This is a genomic window from Rhizobium skierniewicense, from assembly GCF_014196515.1.
Classification (GTDB): Bacteria; Pseudomonadota; Alphaproteobacteria; order Rhizobiales; family Rhizobiaceae; genus Agrobacterium; species Agrobacterium skierniewicense.
In genome coordinates, this window is the sequence record NZ_JACIDV010000008.1 from 20316 (window position 1) to 39344 (window position 19029).

The following is a 19029-nucleotide window of genomic DNA, read 5'->3' on the forward strand; positions in this document are numbered from 1 at the left end:
TAATCGTACCAGCTCACTTTGTTCACAGCCGAACTCGCGCCCGCCTCTTTGCATTCATCAGCGGGCGGCACGGGCGTCGACGCTCCGCTTGAGCTTCACCTGGGCGTTTATGCAAAGCAGACATGCCGCGACGAATTTCACCTCTTTTCCATGGCTGTCGCCTTGCCGTTTGAGAGCTGGAGTGCCAGAACAGGCGCCTTGAAATGCAAAATGGAGATAGATCCGTGGAACAGGCAGAAATCGGTTTGATCGGTCTTGGCGTAATGGGGTCTAACCTTGCGCTCAACATCGCGGAAAAAGGCAATAAGATTGCTGTTTTCAACCGAACCCCGGAAGTCACGAAGAAATTCTACGCCGATGCAGGCGAATTGCAGGGGCAGATCATTCCCTGCGAAACCATCGAAGACTTCATCGCCGCCATTCGCCCACCGCGTCCGATCATCATCATGATCAAGGCCGGCGAACCGGTCGACCAGCAGATGGAGCTCCTCAAGCCGCATCTTGAAAACGGCGACATCATGATCGATGCCGGTAATGCGAATTTCCGCGATACCATCCGTCGTTTTGACACTCTCAAGGATACCGACCTGACCTTCATCGGCATGGGTGTATCCGGTGGAGAAGAAGGTGCACGTCACGGCCCATCCATTATGGTGGGCGGTACGGAGGACAGCTGGAAGCGCGTGGAGAAGGTGCTGACCTCCATCGCCGCGAAATACGACAATGACCCATGCGTGGCGTGGCTCGGCACCGATGGCGCAGGCCATTTCGTCAAGACGATCCACAACGGTATCGAATATGCCGACATGCAGATGATCGCTGAAATCTACGGCATTCTGCGCGATGGCCTGAAGCTGAATGCCACGGAAATTGCAGAGGTTTTCGGTACGTGGAAGAAGGGTCGCCTGAACTCCTATCTCATCGAGATCACGGAGAAAGTTTTACGCGCCGCAGACCCGATCACCGGCAAGCCGATGGTCGATCTCATCCTCGACAAGGCTGGCCAGAAAGGCACCGGCAAGTGGTCGGTCATCGAAGCGCAGAATATGGGTGTTGCCGCGACCGCCATCGAAGCTGCAGTTGCCGCACGCATCTTGTCGTCGCAGAAGTCGGAGCGCGAATCGGCGGAAAGCATACTGGGCCTGCCGAAGGCGTTGGCTGCACCGACCGACAGACAAGCCTTCATCGATGATCTTGAAAACGCGCTGTTGGCAGCAAAGATCGGGGCCTACGCTCAGGGCTTTGCCGTGATGGCGGCGGCATCGAAGGAGTTCGGCTGGGATCTGCCGATGCCGACCATTGCGCGCATCTGGCGCGACGGTTGCATCATCCGCTCGCAGTTCCTGGACGAGATCACCTCTGCCTTCACTCAGGATCCGCATGTTGCCAACCTGATCGTCACACCTGCATTCTCGCAGATGGTCAAGGATACGGATGCACCGCTACGCCATGTCGTGTCGTATGCGGTCTTGTCTGGTCTGCCTGTTCCCGCACTGGCGTCGGCATTGGGGTATTTCGATGCATACCGTCGTGCCCGTGGCAGCGCCAATCTCATTCAGGCGCAGCGTGACTTCTTCGGCGCACATGGTTTTGAGCGCACCGATGGTGTCGACAAGCCGCACGGTCCGTGGGGCAGTGGTCTGGATATCTTCTCGAAGTAATATCGAAAAGCCCGCCTTGTGCGGGCTTTTTTCATGGCCACTGCGCCAAGGCCCTTAAGGTCAACGGATGGTTAAACAAATGCGGTTAGGGTGATTCCCAGTAGCGCGTTTGAAGGCTGTTTCAGAGTATGTGGACCAAGCATCACAAGAAAAGACGTTTTGGCCGTCTGGTCGTTCCGGCCATCACGGTCGCCTTTCTATCCTATTTCGGATATCATTCCGTCCATGGCGATTTCGGACTTGAAGCTGCGGAACGCCTGGAGCATCAGCGTATAGCCCGCACAGCGGAGCTTGCGAAGCTTACAAAAACGCGTGTTTCGCTGGAGCGGCAGGTCGAATTGATGAGCGATGGATCGCTGGAGCGGGACATGATCGATGAGATCTCGCGTTATCAGCTGAATATGTCGCGTTCAGACGAAATCGTCATCATGAACGCATATTTCTGATTAACTTGATTCAGGTTAATCGACTTTTTTAATTTATTCACAGTAACTTAGCCAGAATATGAGCCATGCGTTTATAGCATTGCTGCTTTTCCTTTTCTTGCATATGGTGCGTCCCAATCCAACCATTCTAATGGCAACTCAGGGAGGGATGAATGGCGCCGCGAAAAACAGCGACCGTATCCGGCCGCAAGACCACGGCAAAGACCGCCACCAAGGAATTCACCGGCAAAAATACGCCGGACTTTGGTAAAGAAGAAGAGTTGCACGCCTATCGTGAAATGCTTCTCATCCGCCGTTTCGAAGAAAAGGCTGGCCAGCTTTACGGCATGGGCTTCATCGGCGGCTTCTGTCATCTCTACATCGGCCAGGAAGCTGTCGTTGTGGGCATGAACATGTCCCAGAAGGAAGGCGATCAGGTCATCACCGCCTATCGCGACCACGGCCACATGCTGGCTGCTGGCATGAGCGCGCGTGGCGTCATGGCTGAGTTGACCGGCCGCAGTGGCGGCTTGTCCAAGGGCAAGGGCGGCTCCATGCACATGTTCTCGAAAGAGAAGCATTTCTATGGTGGTCACGGCATCGTCGGTGCGCAGGTTTCGCTTGGCACGGGTCTCGCCTTCGCCAACAAATATCGCGGCAACGACAATGTGTCGGTCACCTATTTCGGTGATGGCGCGGCCAACCAGGGTCAGGTCTATGAGAGCTTCAACATGGCTGCTCTCTGGAAGCTCCCGATTATCTACATCGTCGAAAACAACCATTACGCCATGGGGACGTCCAGTGCCCGCGCAACGGCGCAGTCGAACTACTCGCTGCGCGGTGTCGGTTTCGGCATTCCGGGCATGCAGGTCGATGGCATGGACGTCCGTGCCGTCAAGGCTGCTGCGGACGAAGCGCTTGAACATTGCCGCTCCGGCAAGGGTCCGATCATTCTGGAAATGTTGACCTATCGTTATCGCGGTCACTCCATGTCTGACCCGGCGAAATACCGTTCCAAAGACGAAGTGCAGAAGATGCGCGCGGAACATGACCCAATCGAGCAGGTCAAGGCACGACTCCTTCAACAGGGTTGGGCCTCTGAGGATGAACTGAAGGCAATCGACAAGGATGTCCGTGACATCGTGGCCGACAGCGCTGAGTTCGCTCAGAACGATCCGGAGCCGGATGTTTCCGAGCTCTACACCGACATTCTGCTCTGATTTGGGAAGGGAGATATCATGCCTATAGAAATTCTCATGCCCGCCCTTTCCCCGACCATGGAGGAAGGCACGCTTTCCAAATGGCTGAAGAAAGAGGGTGACAAGGTTGCCTCCGGCGACGCGATTGCCGAAATCGAAACCGACAAGGCGACGATGGAAGTCGAAGCCGTCGATGAAGGCACCATCGGCAAGTTGCTGATCGAGGCCGGTACCGAAGGCGTCAAGGTCAACACCGCCATCGCCATCCTGCTTCAGGACGGCGAGAGTGCAGACGCCATGTCGGCGGCTCCGAAGAAAGAAGAGCCAAAGGCAGAAGCGGCCAATTCCGATTCGGACGCTGCGGGCGGCAAGAGCCGCGAAGCCTCCGAAGAGCCTTCTGCAAAGAAGGATGCTGCCAAGGTTCCGGCGGCTCCGAAGATTGACGTCGCGGCTGACCCTGATGTGCCGGAAGGTACGGAAATGGTCATGACAACCGTTCGCGAAGCGCTTCGCGATGCCATGGCCGAAGAAATGCGCTCCGACGAAAACGTTTTCGTCATGGGCGAAGAGGTCGCCGAATATCAGGGCGCCTATAAGATCACTCAAGGCCTGTTGCAGGAATTTGGCGACAAGCGCGTCATCGATACGCCCATCACCGAGCACGGCTTTGCCGGTATCGGCGTCGGCGCAGCGATGACGGGTCTGCGTCCGATCGTCGAGTTCATGACGTTCAACTTCGCCATGCAGGCCATCGACCAGATCGTCAACTCAGCCGCCAAGACGCTTTACATGTCCGGCGGTCAGATGGGTGCACCGATGGTGTTCCGTGGTCCTTCGGGCGCGGCTGCCCGCGTTGGCGCGCAGCACTCGCAGTGCTATGCCGCTTGGTACAGCCACATTCCGGGCCTCAAGGTCGTCATGCCTTACACGGCAGCTGACGCGAAGGGTCTTCTGAAGGCGGCGATCCGCGATCCGAACCCGGTCATCTTTCTCGAAAACGAAATCCTTTACGGCCAGAGTTTCGAAGTGCCTAAGCTGGATGATTTCGTGCTGCCGATTGGCAAGGCGCGCATTCACCGCAAGGGCAACGATGTCACCATCGTGTCCTTCGGCATCGGCATGACTTACGCCATCAAGGCGATTGCGGAGCTTGAAAAGGAAGGGATCGATGTCGAGTTGATCGACCTTCGCACCATCCGCCCGATGGACCTTCCGACGGTGATCGAATCCGTCAAGAAGACCGGCCGTCTGGTCACTGTCGAAGAAGGCTTCCCGCAGTCATCAGTCGGTGACTTCATCGCCAACCAGGTTCAGCGCGCTGCCTTCGATTATCTCGACGCGCCAATCGTCACGATTGCCGGCAAGGACGTTCCGATGCCCTATGCGGCCAATCTGGAGAAGCTGGCCCTGCCGAATGTCGACGAAGTCATCCAGGCTGTCAAAGCCGTCTGCTACAAGTAAGGGGAGGGCGTTTCGATGCCTATCAACATCACAATGCCTGCCCTGTCTCCGACGATGGAAGAGGGCAATCTGGCCAAATGGCTGGTCAAGGAAGGCGACAAGGTAGCGCCCGGCGACGTGATTGCCGAGATCGAAACCGACAAGGCGACCATGGAAGTGGAAGCCGTGGACGAAGGCACCGTTGCCAAGCTGTTGGTTCCGGCTGGCACCGAAGCGGTGAAGGTCAATGCCGTGATCGCTATTCTGGCCGGTGAAGGCGAAGACGTCGCCGAAGCGGCCAAGGGCGGCGATGCTGCGCCTGCAAAGTCTGAAGTCAAAGCCGAGGCACCAAAGGCCGAAGCGCCCAAGCAGGAAGCCAAGGCCGAAGCGCCGAAGTCCGAGGCGGCGCCTGCCAAGGCTGAAAAGCCGGTGGCCGATCAGGCGGCAGCACCGTCCACGCCAGCGCCCGTGTCGACCTCTGGCGAGCGTCTTTTCGCCTCGCCGCTGGCGCGCCGCTTGGCAAAGGATGCCGGTCTTGACCTGTCCGCTGTGTCTGGCTCAGGCCCGCATGGCCGCATCGTCAAGTCTGATGTTGAAAAGGCAGTAAGCTCCGGCGGCGCCAAGTCTGCTGTGGCATCTGCACCAGCAGCGCCCGGTGCGTCTGCATCGGCACCTGCCAAGGGGCCGTCCGACGAAAGCGTGCTCAAGCTGTTTGCGGAAGGCTCCTACGAGCTTCTGCCGCACGATGGCATGCGCAAGACGATTGCCTCGCGCCTCACCGAATCGACGCAGACCGTTCCGTCCTACACGGTTTCGATGGACTGCGAACTCGATGCGATGATGAAGCTGCGTGCCGAGATCAACGCCTCTGCACCGGTGAAGAAGACGGAAAAGGGTGAGGTTCCGGCCTTCAAGCTTTCCGTCAACGACTTCATCATCAAGGCTATGGCGCTTGCTCTGCGCGACGTTCCGATGGCGAATGCCTCCTGGACGTCCACGGCCCGCGTGCTGCACAAACATGCAGATGTCGGCGTCGCGGTCTCGATCCCCGATGGCCTGATCACGCCCATTGTACGCAAGGCCGAGGAAAAGTCCCTGTCCGTCATCTCCAACGAGGTGAAGGATTTGGCCAAGCGCGCCCGTGACAAGAAGCTGAAGCCGGATGAATACCAGGGAGGCACCACGTCGGTTTCCAACCTGGGCATGTTCGGTGTCTCGTCCTTCACGTCCATCGTCAACCTGCCGCAGGCGTCCATCGTCTCGATTGGCGCAGGCGTCGAAAAGCCGGTCGTTCGTGGCGGCAAGATCGAAGTGGGCACAGTCATGACCGCCACCTTTGCCTTCGACCACCGCGTCATCGATGGCGCGCTTGGCGCGGAACTCGCGTCCGCCTTCAAACGCTACATCGAAAGTCCGATGTCGATGCTGGTATAAACATGGTTTACGTGGGTCAGTTAACGTCCAAAGGCCAACTCGTCGTCGAGAATACCGACTCGGCGTCTACGACCCACGGCAACCAGAAAATTTGGCGGTTACGTTGCACTCATTGTTCGTCTGAGTATGGCGCAAATGGGTGCGACATACATATCCGGAACTGTCCAGTTTGTCAGGGCGGGCGTCCATCAGAGCCATTGAGGTAACCGAGAATGAAAACCGTTCTTTGCTATGGCGATAGTCTGACCTGGGGATATGACGCCGAAAATCTGGGGCGCCATGCCTATGAGGATCGCTGGCCGAGCGTTTTGCAAAAGGCGCTGGGTCAAGAGGTCAACGTCATTGCCGAGGGTTTGAACGGGCGCACCACTGCTTATGACGATCATCTGGCAGATTGCGACCGTAATGGTGCGACTGTGTTGCCGACGCTTCTGCACAGCCATGCGCCGATCGATCTGGTCATCATCATGCTTGGCACGAACGATCTCAAGCGCGGCATCGGCCCTGGAAATGCCGTCGGTGCGGTCAAGGGCGTGGAACGTCTGGTCAGCCTCGTTCGCAAGCACGCATGGTCCTTCGAGGATCATGACGAGCCGGAAATCTTGATCGTGTCCGCGCCGCATATCTGCGAGACGGGCAACGAGGTATTCGCGGCCATGTTCATTGACGCGGTCGGACAATCGAAGATGATGGGCTCGCTCTATCGCGATCTGGCGGATGACAAGGGGTGCGGATTTTTCGATGCTGCATCCGTCGCCGTCACCACGCCCGTGGATGGTGTGCACCTGGATGCGGAAAACACACGTGCGATCGGTCGCGGGCTGGAGCCCGTGGTGCGCATGATGTTGGGACTTTGAAGATACTCGATTGACGCAGCGGCGCCACGCCGCCGTCAAACAGATAAAGGCAGGAAATAGAATGGCTCAATCCTACGACGTCATCGTCATTGGCTCCGGTCCGGGTGGTTATATCGCCGCCATTCGCGCGGCTCAGCTCGGTCTGAAGGTTGCCGTCGTGGAGCGCGAACACCTGGCGGGCATCTGCTCCAACTGGGGCTGCATTCCCACCAAGGCCCTGCTGCGCACCGCAGACGTCATGCACAGTGCAACCCATGCGAAGGATTACGGCCTGACGCTGGAAGGCTCGATCAAGCCGGACGTGAAGGCCATCGTCGCCCGCTCGCGCGGCATTGCCGCCCGCATGAACAACGGCGTCGGCTTCCTGTTCAAGAAGAACAAGGTCGATATCATCTGGGGTGAGGCCAAGATCACCAAGCCCGGCGAAATCGTCGTTGGCAAGATGACGAAACCTGTCGTCCAGCCGCAGGGTCCCGTGCCGAAAAACACGTTGGGTGAAGGTACTTACACCGCCAAGCATATCATCGTCGCCACCGGCGCACGTCCGCGCGCGCTGCCCGGCATCGAGCCGGATGGCAAGCTGATCTGGACCTATTTCGAGGCGATGAAGCCGGAAGAACTGCCGAAGTCGCTGCTCGTCATGGGTTCGGGCGCCATCGGTATCGAGTTTGCCAGCTTCTATCGCACCATGGGCGTTGATGTGACGGTCGTCGAAATCATGAGCCAGGTCATGCCGGTCGAGGATGCGGAAATCTCCGCTTTCGCAAAGAAGCAGTTCGACAAGCAGGGCATAAAGATTCATCTGGAGGCCAAGGTCGCCAAGGTGGAGAAGGGTGCAAATTCAGTCACCGCCACCATCGAAAAGAAAGACGGCTCGTCCGAGAAGATCACCGCAGACCGGATGATCTCCGCCGTCGGCGTTCAGGCCAATATCGAGAATATCGGCCTTGAGGCAGCGGGCGTGAAGACCGATCGCGGCTTCGTCGTCATCGATGGCTACGGCAAGACCAACGTTCCCGGCATCTATGCCATCGGCGACGTCGCCGGCGGCCCGCTTCTGGCCCACAAGGCAGAGCATGAAGCCGTCATTTGCGTCGAGAAGATCGCAGGCCTGCCGAATGTCCACCCCATGGACAAGAGCAAGATCCCCGGCTGCACCTATTGCAACCCGCAGGTCGCCTCGGTCGGTTTGACGGAAGCCAAGGCTAGGGAACAGGGCCGCGACGTGCGCGTCGGACGCTTCTCCTTTGCGGCCAACGGCAAGGCCGTGGCGCTCGGAGAAGATCAGGGCATGGTCAAGACGATCTTCGACAAAAAAACCGGCGAGCTCATCGGCGCGCATATGGTGGGTGCGGAAGTGACCGAACTCATCCAGGGCTTCGTCGTGGCCATGAACCTCGAAACCACCGAGGAAGACCTGATGCACACCATCTTCCCGCATCCGACCCTGTCGGAAATGATGAAGGAAAGTGTGCTGGATGCCTATGGACGTGCGCTGAACGCTTGATAATTGCGCTGCGCGCTCCCACTCTTTGAGGGGAGCGGCGCCAACGGGAGAAAGACATGTCGGTTGCAACGGAAGCCTGGATTATCTTTCTCCTGATCGGCCTTGTGGCCGGTTTTCTGGCAAGTCTCATCGTTGGCGGTGGTGGTCTGATCGGCTGCCTTCTCAGCGGTGTGATTGGCGCATTTGTCGGCGGTTATGTGTTCAACGCGCTTGGCATTTCACTTGGCATTGAAAACGCGCTGGTGGTGCAGATCATTCACGCAACGGTCGGCGCCATCATTGTGACGCTGATTGCAAAACTGATTGTCTGACGAGCAGAGCAGGCGACGACAGAAGGTTAAGGGTGTGGCATGGAAAGTGTAGGCTGGATCGGTGCGATTATCATTGGTGGCCTTGCGGGATGGCTTGCAGGCAAGCTCATGGATATGCGCTTTGGCATTTTCATGAACATCGTTCTGGGCATCGTCGGCTCCGTGGTGGCGGTTGCCGTGCTGCGCACCTTCGATGTCTTCGTGCAAGATAGCCGCCTCGGTTATTTCGTCACGTCTTTCTTGGGCGCAAGCCTTCTGTTATTCATCGCCAAGCTCGTCAGGCGTTAAGGCCGCATCCACGCGGTAGAAGCAGGTCTCTTATGGTCACTATTCTCGACAGGATGTCCCAGACGGACGAAAAGCGCGTTCGTCATCCGGAAAAGGCGCACAAGCCCGATACGGAAGTCCTGCGCAAACCGGAATGGATCCGCGTCAAGGCACCCACATCCAAGGGGTACCAGGAGACGCGCGAACTGGTGCGCAGCCACAAGCTGGTAACCGTGTGCGAAGAGGCCGGCTGTCCAAATATCGGCGAGTGCTGGGAAAAGAAGCACGCCACCTTCATGATCATGGGCGAGATCTGCACCCGCGCTTGCGCCTTCTGCAATGTGTCCACCGGCAAGCCGAATGCACTCGACATGTTGGAGCCTGAGAACGTCGCCAAGGCCGTCAAGCAGATGGGTCTCTCCCACGTCGTCATCACTTCGGTTGATCGTGACGATCTGGATGATGGCGGAGCGGAGCATTTCGAAAAGGTCATCTGGGCCATCCGCGCAGCATCGCCAGGCACCACCATCGAAATCCTGACACCCGACTTTTTGAAGAAGCCTGGTGCGCTCGAACGTGTTGTCGCCGCCAAGCCTGATGTCTTCAACCACAACATGGAAACGGTTCCGGGCAATTATCTCACCGTGCGCCCCGGTGCGCGTTACTTCCACTCCGTGCGCCTGCTTCAGCGCGTCAAGGAACTGGACCCCACCATGTTCACCAAATCCGGCATCATGGTCGGCCTCGGAGAAGAGCGCAACGAAGTGCTGCAATTGATGGACGACCTGCGCAGTGCAGACGTCGACTTCCTCACCATTGGCCAGTACCTCCAGCCGACCCGAAAGCACCACAAGGTCGAAAAATTCGTCACACCGGAAGAGTTCAAGTCCTATGAGACGATTGCATACACCAAGGGCTTTCTGATGGTCGCATCCAGCCCTCTGACACGTTCCTCACATCATGCGGGTGACGATTTCGAGCGGCTCCGGGTCAATCGCGAGCGCAAGCTGCTCGCTGCTGCAGAGTAGGTTGTGATGAGGCTGTTGGGCAGAGGCTGACAGCGCACGACGCTTTTACTTTTGGGGATGACACCCACGTTCCCTGTAGCGGGTTTTTAGGTGCTCGGGTCAAGCCCGAGCAAGGCAATCGGGTTGCATTGGCTCAAGGCCTTTGCGTTCTACCCATTCACCTTCGCAGGCCGATGCGCCTGCATGCACAACAACACGCTCACCACCACAGATACGATCGCAGCCGTTTCGATCAGGGTCGGGCCGCGCTGTTCCCACATGAACCCGTAGAGAAGCGCGAAAAGCGTTTCGAACAGGATCATCTGCCCCACCATTGTCAGGGGCAGCAGGCGGCTCATACGGTTCCAGAGCGCATTGCCGAAGATGGAGGCGGTAACGCCAAGACCCACGGCAACCGAGGCGAATTGCAGCCAGTCGGCGCGCGCGTGGACATCGGCGCTGAAGCCGAAGGCGGGGACCGCGAGCACAAGCGCCAGTCCGCCGGTCACGACACCCGTCATCAGGTTCCACTCGTCGGCGCTCACATCGTGCAGGCGCGTCAGCCAGCGGGCATTGCCGACGGCAAAGGCTGTCCACGAGGCAAGCGCCCCAATGGCGCAGACGAGGCCGACGATCTTGGTGAGATCGAACCCGCCTTGCCCCTCGGCCAATGACTGCCACGACACGCCAAAGATTCCGATGGCCCCGAAGACAAGGGAAGGCCATAGGCGTTTGAGGGAGATAGCGCCATGGTCACGACTGCCGATAATGGTCACGGCCACAGGCAGAAAGCCGATGATGATGGAGGTGAAGGCAACGCCGCTGAGCTGCACCGCCGTGGAGATAAAAAAGTAGTAGACGATATTGCCGATGAGGCTGAGCCAACCCAAGGCAATCCATTCCGCTTTTCCGAACCGGGACGCGACACGGCGAAGTTTGGGGCCGATCAAGATCAGCGCGAAGACGCCGTAGGTGAGATATCGCGCCGTCGATAGTTGTAAGGGCGTAAAGCCATCAGGGATCAGCTTCGGAGCGAGAAAAATGCCTCCCCAAAGCGCGCCTGCCAGCATGCCGTAAAATACGCCCAGTCCCGTCCTGTTCATGCCATGCCCACTCGTTGCCTGACGCTGTTTGCCACGGCGCGTGGGTGCTGTCTTGACATAAACTATTGCGGCAGCCCCGAAAACTCGCGGCGATAGGCGGCGGGTGTCGTGCCAACGATTTTCTTCATGGCACGGGTGAGGGCGGTCTGATCGGAAAAACCTGCCCGGTCGGCAATCTGCGCGATTGGCAGGTTTGAACCTGTCAGAAGCCTGCATATCGCCTTCATGCGCAGATCGCGGAGCCAGAGGTGCGGGCTTTCGTCGAAGTGCTCCCGGAAAACCGCATGCAAGCGACTGACGCTGATGTCGGCCTGTTCTGCCATGCGATCCAAAGGCCAAGGCATGAGCGGATTGATTTCCACGAGAGCTTTCAACGCAGTCAATCGCGAAACGATATCGGGCTTTTCATCCACGAGACTGGAAAGAAGGATCGGCGTCCAGGCGAGGTTGGCTTTGGCGTCCTGTTCGCCGCCTAGCGTCAAGTCGCGCATGTAGTGGGCGAGCTTGGTGGTGCGCAGGTTGAGATCGATAAAGGGTTTCGATGCAAACCTGTCGAGAGTCTGCGCGGGCACTGACTGCTCGTCGATATCGACGACCAGCGAGCGGTTCAGGACGTCACTGGTTTGCGTGTGAGCGGTATGTCGATGAACGATCACGCCCTTGGCGGGGGACAGCTTCTCCTGAAGGCCGCAGACATCGATTTCGAGGTGTCCTGCAACGGGAAGAACGATCTGCACAAAGGCATGACATTCATTTGGAGTTTCACCGCGATAGGAGCGCAGATCGACAGACGTGGCTTTCATTCAAGGCTCCCTCCTTCCCAAAACAAAAGATGGCCGCGACGCGGCCACCTATGGAATGGATAATTTCATGTCGGCAGGCAGGCCGCCAGGCAAAATCTCAAGCCTCGGCCTCCTGCTTGATGGTCGATTCGCCACGCTTGCGCTTACGCAGCACCGGTTTGTTTTCCCGTGCTTCGCACTTGGCCACGTCGATGAGATAGGCGAGCATCGGCATGCTGTTCATGGATGCCAGCTGTTTTGCGGATTCCAGAAGGTTGATGATGTTGGCAAAATCGTCCATCGTATCACTCGATTGTTTGGCTGCATCCCAAGGATGTAATCGTCGTTGCTGTTAAATAACGCCGAGCCCGGTCGGGTTGCAAGAGTCAATTTCTCCGAACTGCTATGCAAGGGTAGACAGGATGGCCGCCATCAACAGCATCGAGGAAGCCGCCGAGTGTATATCCAAGGCATCCCGCATCATGGTCGTCGGCTGTTCTGGAGGCGGGAAAACGACGCTTTCACAGGGGATATGCTCGCGTAAAGGATTGGAATACTTCTCCATCGACCGGGATGTGAGGTGGATGTCGGAATGGACACAGCGAGACAGTGGCGAACAGCGCCGCATCCTCGAAGATATCGTGCGTCGTGAGCGTTGGCTGCTGGATGGCTCCGGTCCTTCCACATTCGAATTGAGGTTGCCGCGAACCGACGTCGTCATATGGATGAGGCTGCCGCGAGTGACGTGTCTTATGGGTGTCGCGAAGCGAGTGGCGAAATATTATGGCACTGTGCGGCCATACATGGCGGACGGTTGCCGCGAACCATTACCTGACAGGGAGTTTCTCAGCTACATCTGGACCTTCGAGAAGCACCACGCGCCCGTATTCCTGCGCAATTTCGAACTTTACGGTCCGCACGTGCCAATATTTCAGGTGAAATCCAGAGCGCAGGCAAGTCTACTTCTTGATCTTGTTCGCGCGGCGCATTAACTGCCCCTCATGCCGCAATTCGAAACACGCCGCCCTGTCAGACACTCTCCCGAACGGATGTATAATCTCGTTGCCGATGTGGAGACGTACCCGCAATTTCTGCCGCTTTGCGATGGCTTGACCGTTCGTTCCAGAAAAGAGCGCGACACCAAGACCCTGCTGGTTGCCGATATGACGGTCGGCTACAAGGCGATCAGAGAAACCTTCACGACTCAGGTTCTTCTCAAACCTGAGGAATCGGCCATCGATGTGAAATATCTGGATGGGCCGTTCAAATATCTCGACAATCGCTGGCGTTTCGAACCCGGCGAAAATGGCGGCTGCTCGGTCTACTTCTTTATCGATTACGAGTTCAAAAGCCGTTTTCTGGGCGCCGTCATGGGCTCGATGTTCGACCGCGCTTTTCGCATGTTTGCGGAAGCCTTCGAAGCGCGTGCCGACAAGATCTATACGGATTGAGACAGTTCGATCAGCATCTCAAGGGATGTCTTGACCGTCGCGAGACGAACCGTGTCGCGACCCACATCTCCATACCGCATCTCCCGATGAAGGATACGCCCGGTCCGCGCCTTTGCAGCAATATGGACGAGACCGACCGGTTTGAGCGCCGACCCGCCGCCGGGACCGGCAATACCCGTGACCGCCATGGAGACATGCGCGCGTGATCGATAAAGCGCGCCATGCGCCATTTGAAGCGCGGTTTCCATGGAAACGGCACCGAAGGTTTCCAGCGTCAGGGCGCTGACCCCGAGCATGTCCATTTTGGCGTCGTTGGTGTAGGTGACGAAGCCACGGTCGACCACGGCAGATGACCCCGCGATCTCCGTCAGCGCTCCTGCGATCAGTCCGCCCGTGCAGCTCTCCGCCGTCGATAGCATGTGTCCCCGAGCGGTGAAGTCGGCCACGACCTTGCGTGCCAGCGTCTCTATGTCTGACGGAAACACGCTCATGCAGGCCTCTGGCGATAAACAACGGTCGCGGTTGCGATGGCGGCTATTCCCTCACGCCGACCGACAAAGCCGATGGTTTCATTGGTGGTTGCCTTCACCGAGCAACGGTCGAGTGAAATGTCCAGGATGTCGGCAAGGTTCTCACGCATCGCCTGCCGGTGCGGGCCGATCCGTGGCTCCTCGGCAATCAGTGAAACGTCGGCATTCATGATCGTGCCGCCATTGCCCCGCACGACCTTTGCCGCATGTTCCAGAAAAATGCGCGATGCAGCACCTTTCCACTGCGGGTCGGATGGCGGAAAATGATCGCCGATATCACCGGCGCCGCACGTTGCCAGCAACGCGTCCGTCAGGGCATGGAGCGCGACGTCTGCATCCGAGTGGCCGATAAGCTTCTGATCGTGCGGGATGAAGATGCCGCACAGTGTCACGCCATCGCCTTCACCCAGCTGATGCACATCGTAACCGTTGCCCGTGCGTACATCCGGCAACGCGGCGGAAAGTTTTTCGTCAGCCATGGCGATATCCCGTTTCAAAGTCAGTTTCACGTTATCGACGATGCCGTCCACCAGCTTCACCGGTGTGCCGGCCCATTCGGCAATCGCGGCATCGTCGGTAAAATCGATGCGACCGGAGGAGGTGGCATGTCTATGCGCCCGTAGAATGAGAGAATAATCGAAAGTTTGCGGTGTCTGCGCCGCGTATAGATTGCTGCGCGGCACGGTTTCTCCAACATAGCCATCATGGCCGCGCTTCAGGGTATCTGCGACCGGAACCGCAGGCAAAACGGCCTGCGCTCCTTCAGCAAGCGCGTTCGCGATCCGCTCCAGCAGATCGACATCGATAAAGGGGCGCACCGCATCATGGATCATGACATGGGTAACATCGCGCGCCTCAAGTGCTTCAAGCCCGGCCAGAACGGATTGCTGGCGCGTCGGCCCGCCTGTCACTCGGCTGATCCGATCATAGGCATTCAGTCTTTGGGCGATAGGTTCGAACAGGGCACGATCGTCGGCATGGGTGACGACCACGATGTGTGCAGATCGCTCCCACCCCAAAAATCGCGCGAGCGTGTGTTCGATAACGGCCTTTCCGCCGATGAGGCGATATTGCTTGGGACCTTCTTCCGGTGCGCCTGCGCGTTCTCCACGCCCTGCCGCCACCACGACGATACCGATTCTCATAGAGCCTTCCTGCATTGAACCCATGTCATTTATGCATTTCTTCATCGGTTTACTTCGGTGGTGTAGCGTTTTAGGAAAAGGATGACCAGTGGGAGACGCGCTGGCTTCTCAGGCATCATCGACACGTATGATCTCTTCACACAGCGACAAAACGGCAAGTCAAAAAAACACACGCTTATATCAGTGAAAGTGCTTGGCAAGAGCACGAACACTGTCTAAAAATAATGCAAATTTAAAAAATGCATGAAAGTTGACCATTTGCTTAATTTGAAGCTGTCAGACCCGTTTCAGATCGGAACCGCCACCGTTCGCAACCGGGCGGTGCTTGCGCCCATGTCTGGTGTGACCGATTTGCCGTTTCGTCAGCTTGCCTGGCGCTTCGGTGCCGGTCTTGTGGTGACGGAAATGGTGGCCAGTCGTGAGCTCGTTGCCAATCGCGGAGAATCATGGGCCCGACTGAAGAATGCGGGCATGGTTCCGCATATGGTACAGCTTGCCGGGCGCGAGGCCTACTGGATGGCGGAGGCCGCAAAAATCTCCGCAGATAATGGCGCCGGGATCATCGACATCAACATGGGGTGCCCTGCCAAGAAAGTCACAGGCGGATTGTCCGGCTCGGCTCTCATGCGGGAGCCCGATCATGCTTTGACGCTGATCGAGGCGACGGTCAAAGCGGCGAATGTACCGGTCACATTGAAAATGCGGCTGGGCTGGGATGATTCGTCCATCAACGCCCCGGAGATCGCAACGCGTGCAGAGGCGGCAGGCGTGAAGCTCATCACCATTCACGGTCGCACACGCATGCAGTTTTATGAAGGTCGTGCCAATTGGGATGCGATCAAGGCCGTGCGCGACGTGATCTCCGTGCCTCTCATCGCCAACGGCGATGTGGAAACGAATGCCGATGCCTGCGAAATCCTGCGCCGTTCTGGCGCGGATGCCGTCATGGTCGGGCGGGGCGCACAGGGGCAGCCCTGGCTGCCAGCTGTTCTGGCAGGCCACGCGCCGCCGATGCCGGAGCAGATCGCTGATATCGCCGTCGAACATTATGAATTGATGCTGGAATTTTACGGCATCGAAGCCGGTCTTCGCCATGCGCGCAAGCATCTTGGATGGTATCTCGATCGATTTGCGCCTGACATGAAGACAGATGACAAGGTTGACATCATGACATCGAAGAATACGGGGCAGGTGATAGCCCTGCTGCGCTCGGCCCTACAACAGGGAGCAGAACGATCTGCTGCGAGGCGGGCCGCATGAGTGCCGAGACTGCACCCCCCGGTGGCAGCAATGTGCTGGCCATGGCTGTTCTCAATGCCGTTCAAAACCCGGTGATACTGGTCGATGGAGAGGGCTTCATTGCGTTTGCCAACTGGGAGGCAGAGGCATTTTTCGGCGCAAGTGCCACGCATCTGGCGCGCTACCGCATTTCGACCTTCATTCCCTTTGGAAGCCCACTGCTGGCCCTGATCGATCAGGTGCGCGAGCGCCGTGCGCCGGTCAATGAGTACCGCGTCGATTTGTCGTCGCCGCGTCTTGGTCAGGACAAGCTGGTGGACCTATACGTCGCGCCCGTTGTTAGCGAACCGGGTTCGGTTGTGGTTGTGTTCCAGGAACGGTCCATGGCCGACAAGATCGATCGTCAATTGACGCATCGTGCCGCAGCCCGCTCCGTGACGGGGCTGGCGTCGATGCTGGCCCATGAAATCAAGAACCCGCTTTCGGGCATTCGGGGTGCGGCGCAGCTGCTTGAGACATCCGTTCCTGATGAAGACCGCGCTCTGACCCGGTTGATCTGCGATGAGACCGACCGCATCGTCTCTCTGGTGGATCGTATGGAGATTTTCTCCGACGAGCGCCCCGTGGACCGCATGCCGATCAACATTCACTCGGTGTTGGACCACGTGAAGGCGGTGGCAAAAGCTGGCTTTGCGCGCAATGTGAAGATCAGCGAACACTACGATCCGTCCTTGCCGCCCGTCTATGCCAATCGTGATCAACTGGTGCAGGTCTTCCTCAATCTGGTCAAGAACGCCGCCGAAGCGGTCAGCAACCAGCAGGATGGCGAAATCATTCTGACGACCGCCTATCGCCCCGGCATTCGTCTGTCTGTCGCGGGGACGCGTGAGCGCATTTCGCTGCCGCTGGAATTTTGCGTGGTCGACAACGGTCCGGGTGTTCCGTCAGATCTCGTGCCGCATCTTTTCGACCCTTTCATTACCACCAAAACCAACGGTTCGGGTCTGGGCCTTGCCCTCGTTGCCAAACTCATCGGTGCCCATGGCGGCATCGTGGAATGCGACAGCCAGAACCATCGTACGACTTTCCGCGTCTTGATGCCCGTTTCTCCGGAAGTGGCGGTAGACGACAGCATTTTGCCGAACCCGACAGGACTTAATCGATGACAGCAACGATTCTTGTGGCCGATGACGACGCGGCCATCCGCACCGTCCTTAATCAGGCTCTCAGCCGTGCCGGATACGATGTACGCATCACCTCCAACGCGGCGACGCTATGGCGCTGGATTTCTGCGGGTGAGGGCGATCTTGTCGTGACCGACGTCGTCATGCCGGACGAAAACGCATTCGATCTTCTTCCTCGAATCAAAAAGGCCCGACCAGATCTGCCGGTGCTGGTCATGAGCGCCCAGAACACTTTCATGACCGCCATCAAGGCCTCTGAAAAAGGTGCCTATGATTATCTGCCCAAGCCGTTTGATCTGACGGAGCTGATCGCCATTATCGGTCGCGCTCTGTCCGAGCCAAAGCGCAAGCCTGCCAAGCTCGATGACGACATGCAAGACGGCATGCCGCTGGTAGGACGGTCCGCCGCCATGCAGGAGATCTACCGCGTCCTGGCGAGGCTGATGCAGACGGATTTGACGCTGATGATCACGGGTGAGTCGGGCACGGGCAAGGAGCTTGTGGCGCGCGCGCTTCATGATTACGGCAAACGCCGCAACGGCCCTTTCGTTGCGATCAATATGGCTGCGATTCCCCGGGACCTTATCGAGTCGGAACTTTTCGGTCACGAAAAGGGAGCTTTTACCGGCGCGCAGAACCGCTCCACCGGTCGCTTCGAACAGGCTGAGGGTGGGACGCTGTTTCTCGATGAAATCGGCGATATGCCGATGGATGCCCAGACCCGTCTTCTGCGGGTGTTGCAGCAGGGCGAGTACACCACCGTTGGCGGCCGGACGCCCATCCGCACCGATGTTCGCATCGTCGCCGCGACCAACAAGGATTTGAAGACCTCGATCAATCAGGGTCTGTTTCGCGAAGACCTCTATTACCGTCTCAACGTCGTGCCGTTGCGCCTGCCCCCGCTGCGTGACCGTGCGGAAGACATTCCCGACCTTGTCCGCCACTTCATCCAGACGGGTGAAAAGGAAGGGCTGGAGGGTAAGCGCTTCGAGACCGAAGCGTTGGAACTGATGAAGGCCTATGCCTGGCCGGGGAACGTTCGTGAGTTGGAAAACCTCATCCGTCGTCTGATGGCGCTCTATCCACAGGAAGTAATCACGCGCGAAATCATCGAACAGGAGCTTCAGTCCGATGTCGCTGACAGTCCGATTGATCGGACAGCCGTGCGCAACGGCTCGTTGACGATCTCCCAGGCCGTGGAAGAAAATATGCGCGATTACTTTTCCGGGTTTGGCGAAAGCCTGCCTCCGCCGGGTCTTTATGATCGCGTTTTACGGGAAATGGAATATCCCCTCATACTTGCTGCACTGACAGCGACGCGTGGCAACCAGATCAAGGCTGCGGATTTGCTGGGACTGAACCGAAATACGTTGCGCAAGAAAATCCGGGAACTGGGTGTATCGGTCTACAGGAGCTCAAGAACAGCCTGAGTCTGTTGACAAGGCGTGTGTGTCGTTGCATTTTCGCCACAAAGTGTTGCTTGAAAA

General features: G+C 57.9%; 20 protein-coding genes. 15 read left to right on the top strand and 5 right to left on the bottom strand.

From position 1 onward, the window contains the following. The first annotated feature begins 224 nt into the window (after positions 1–224). The 10 genes from gndA (at position 225) to lipA (ending at position 10129) form a co-directional block, all read left to right on the top strand. Positions 225–1661, top strand: a complete 1437-nt coding sequence (gndA, locus tag GGQ73_RS13955; RefSeq protein ID WP_183896830.1) for an NADP-dependent phosphogluconate dehydrogenase — start codon at positions 225–227, stop codon at positions 1659–1661. Positions 1662–1789: 128 nt separating this feature from the next. Continuing rightward, positions 1790–2107 (top strand): FtsB family cell division protein, encoded by a 318-nt coding sequence (locus GGQ73_RS13960; protein WP_183896831.1) that lies wholly within the window; start codon positions 1790–1792, stop codon positions 2105–2107. Between the two features lie 152 nt (positions 2108–2259). Further along, on the top strand, positions 2260–3306 hold the full coding sequence (gene pdhA, locus GGQ73_RS13965) for a pyruvate dehydrogenase (acetyl-transferring) E1 component subunit alpha (RefSeq protein ID WP_174153189.1): 1047 nt from the start codon (positions 2260–2262) through the stop codon (positions 3304–3306). A gap of 18 nt (positions 3307–3324) precedes the next feature. Beyond that, on the top strand, positions 3325–4746 hold the full coding sequence (locus GGQ73_RS13970; RefSeq protein ID WP_183896832.1) for a pyruvate dehydrogenase complex E1 component subunit beta: 1422 nt from the start codon (positions 3325–3327) through the stop codon (positions 4744–4746). A 15-nt stretch (positions 4747–4761) separates the two neighbouring features. Beyond that, entirely contained in the window at positions 4762–6159 is a 1398-nt protein-coding gene (locus GGQ73_RS13975; RefSeq protein ID WP_183896833.1) for a pyruvate dehydrogenase complex dihydrolipoamide acetyltransferase, read from the top strand. A 212-nt stretch (positions 6160–6371) separates the two neighbouring features. Then, the gene (locus GGQ73_RS13980; RefSeq protein WP_183896834.1) at positions 6372–7016 is read left to right on the top strand and encodes an SGNH/GDSL hydrolase family protein; all 645 of its coding nucleotides are present in this window, start codon (positions 6372–6374) and stop codon (positions 7014–7016) included. Positions 7017–7077: 61 nt separating this feature from the next. After that, positions 7078–8523 carry a dihydrolipoyl dehydrogenase gene (lpdA, locus tag GGQ73_RS13985; protein ID WP_183896835.1) on the top strand — a complete coding sequence of 482 codons (1446 nt, stop codon included), beginning with the start codon at positions 7078–7080 and terminating at the stop codon, positions 8521–8523. A gap of 56 nt (positions 8524–8579) precedes the next feature. Further along, on the top strand, positions 8580–8834 hold the full coding sequence (locus GGQ73_RS13990; RefSeq protein WP_183896836.1) for a GlsB/YeaQ/YmgE family stress response membrane protein: 255 nt from the start codon (positions 8580–8582) through the stop codon (positions 8832–8834). A gap of 39 nt (positions 8835–8873) precedes the next feature. Next, the gene (locus GGQ73_RS13995; RefSeq protein WP_174153195.1) at positions 8874–9122 is read left to right on the top strand and encodes a GlsB/YeaQ/YmgE family stress response membrane protein; all 249 of its coding nucleotides are present in this window, start codon (positions 8874–8876) and stop codon (positions 9120–9122) included. 32 nt (positions 9123–9154) lie between these two features. Next, positions 9155–10129 carry a lipoyl synthase gene (lipA, locus tag GGQ73_RS14000; protein WP_183896837.1) on the top strand — a complete coding sequence of 325 codons (975 nt, stop codon included), beginning with the start codon at positions 9155–9157 and terminating at the stop codon, positions 10127–10129. Positions 10130–10278: 149 nt separating this feature from the next. Here lipA and GGQ73_RS14005 read toward each other — a convergent pair whose 3' ends face one another. From GGQ73_RS14005 to GGQ73_RS14015, 3 genes are all read right to left on the bottom strand, one after another. Further along, positions 10279–11211 (bottom strand): DMT family transporter, encoded by a 933-nt coding sequence (locus GGQ73_RS14005; protein WP_183896838.1) that lies wholly within the window; start codon positions 11209–11211, stop codon positions 10279–10281. Positions 11212–11273: 62 nt separating this feature from the next. Next, complete coding sequence (locus GGQ73_RS14010; protein WP_183896839.1) at positions 11274–12014, bottom strand: AraC family transcriptional regulator; 741 nt, start codon at positions 12012–12014, stop codon at positions 11274–11276. Positions 12015–12111: 97 nt separating this feature from the next. Continuing rightward, positions 12112–12294: a hypothetical protein gene (locus tag GGQ73_RS14015; protein ID WP_174153199.1), complete on the bottom strand. Its 183-nt coding sequence runs from the start codon at positions 12292–12294 to the stop codon at positions 12112–12114. Positions 12295–12415: 121 nt separating this feature from the next. On the opposite strand from GGQ73_RS14015, the gene GGQ73_RS14020 reads away from it, so the two are divergent. Then, on the top strand, positions 12416–12985 hold the full coding sequence (locus tag GGQ73_RS14020; RefSeq protein WP_174153200.1) for a P-loop NTPase family protein: 570 nt from the start codon (positions 12416–12418) through the stop codon (positions 12983–12985). A gap of 9 nt (positions 12986–12994) precedes the next feature. Continuing rightward, entirely contained in the window at positions 12995–13444 is a 450-nt protein-coding gene (locus GGQ73_RS14025) for a type II toxin-antitoxin system RatA family toxin (RefSeq protein ID WP_174153201.1), read from the top strand. On the opposite strand, the gene GGQ73_RS14030 is transcribed toward GGQ73_RS14025, so the two are convergent. Continuing rightward, entirely contained in the window at positions 13432–13935 is a 504-nt protein-coding gene (locus GGQ73_RS14030) for a CinA family protein (RefSeq protein WP_183896840.1), read from the bottom strand. The genes GGQ73_RS14025 and GGQ73_RS14030 overlap by 13 nt on opposite strands. Then, on the bottom strand, positions 13932–15119 hold the full coding sequence (locus GGQ73_RS14035) for a bifunctional 2-C-methyl-D-erythritol 4-phosphate cytidylyltransferase/2-C-methyl-D-erythritol 2,4-cyclodiphosphate synthase (RefSeq protein WP_174153203.1): 1188 nt from the start codon (positions 15117–15119) through the stop codon (positions 13932–13934). The genes GGQ73_RS14030 and GGQ73_RS14035 overlap by 4 nt, the downstream gene beginning before the upstream one ends. A gap of 243 nt (positions 15120–15362) precedes the next feature. On the opposite strand from GGQ73_RS14035, the gene dusB reads away from it, so the two are divergent. The 3 genes from dusB to ntrC are packed head-to-tail and all read left to right on the top strand — an operon-like array spanning position 15363 to position 18972. Beyond that, on the top strand, positions 15363–16379 hold the full coding sequence (dusB, locus tag GGQ73_RS14040; protein ID WP_183896841.1) for a tRNA dihydrouridine synthase DusB: 1017 nt from the start codon (positions 15363–15365) through the stop codon (positions 16377–16379). After that, complete coding sequence (locus tag GGQ73_RS14045) at positions 16376–17524, top strand: two-component system sensor histidine kinase NtrB (protein ID WP_174153205.1); 1149 nt, start codon at positions 16376–16378, stop codon at positions 17522–17524. Before dusB ends, GGQ73_RS14045 begins: the two co-directional genes overlap by 4 nt. Then, positions 17521–18972 (top strand): nitrogen regulation protein NR(I), encoded by a 1452-nt coding sequence (gene ntrC / locus GGQ73_RS14050; protein WP_174153206.1) that lies wholly within the window; start codon positions 17521–17523, stop codon positions 18970–18972. The genes GGQ73_RS14045 and ntrC overlap by 4 nt, the downstream gene beginning before the upstream one ends. Positions 18973–19029 lie beyond the last annotated feature (57 nt).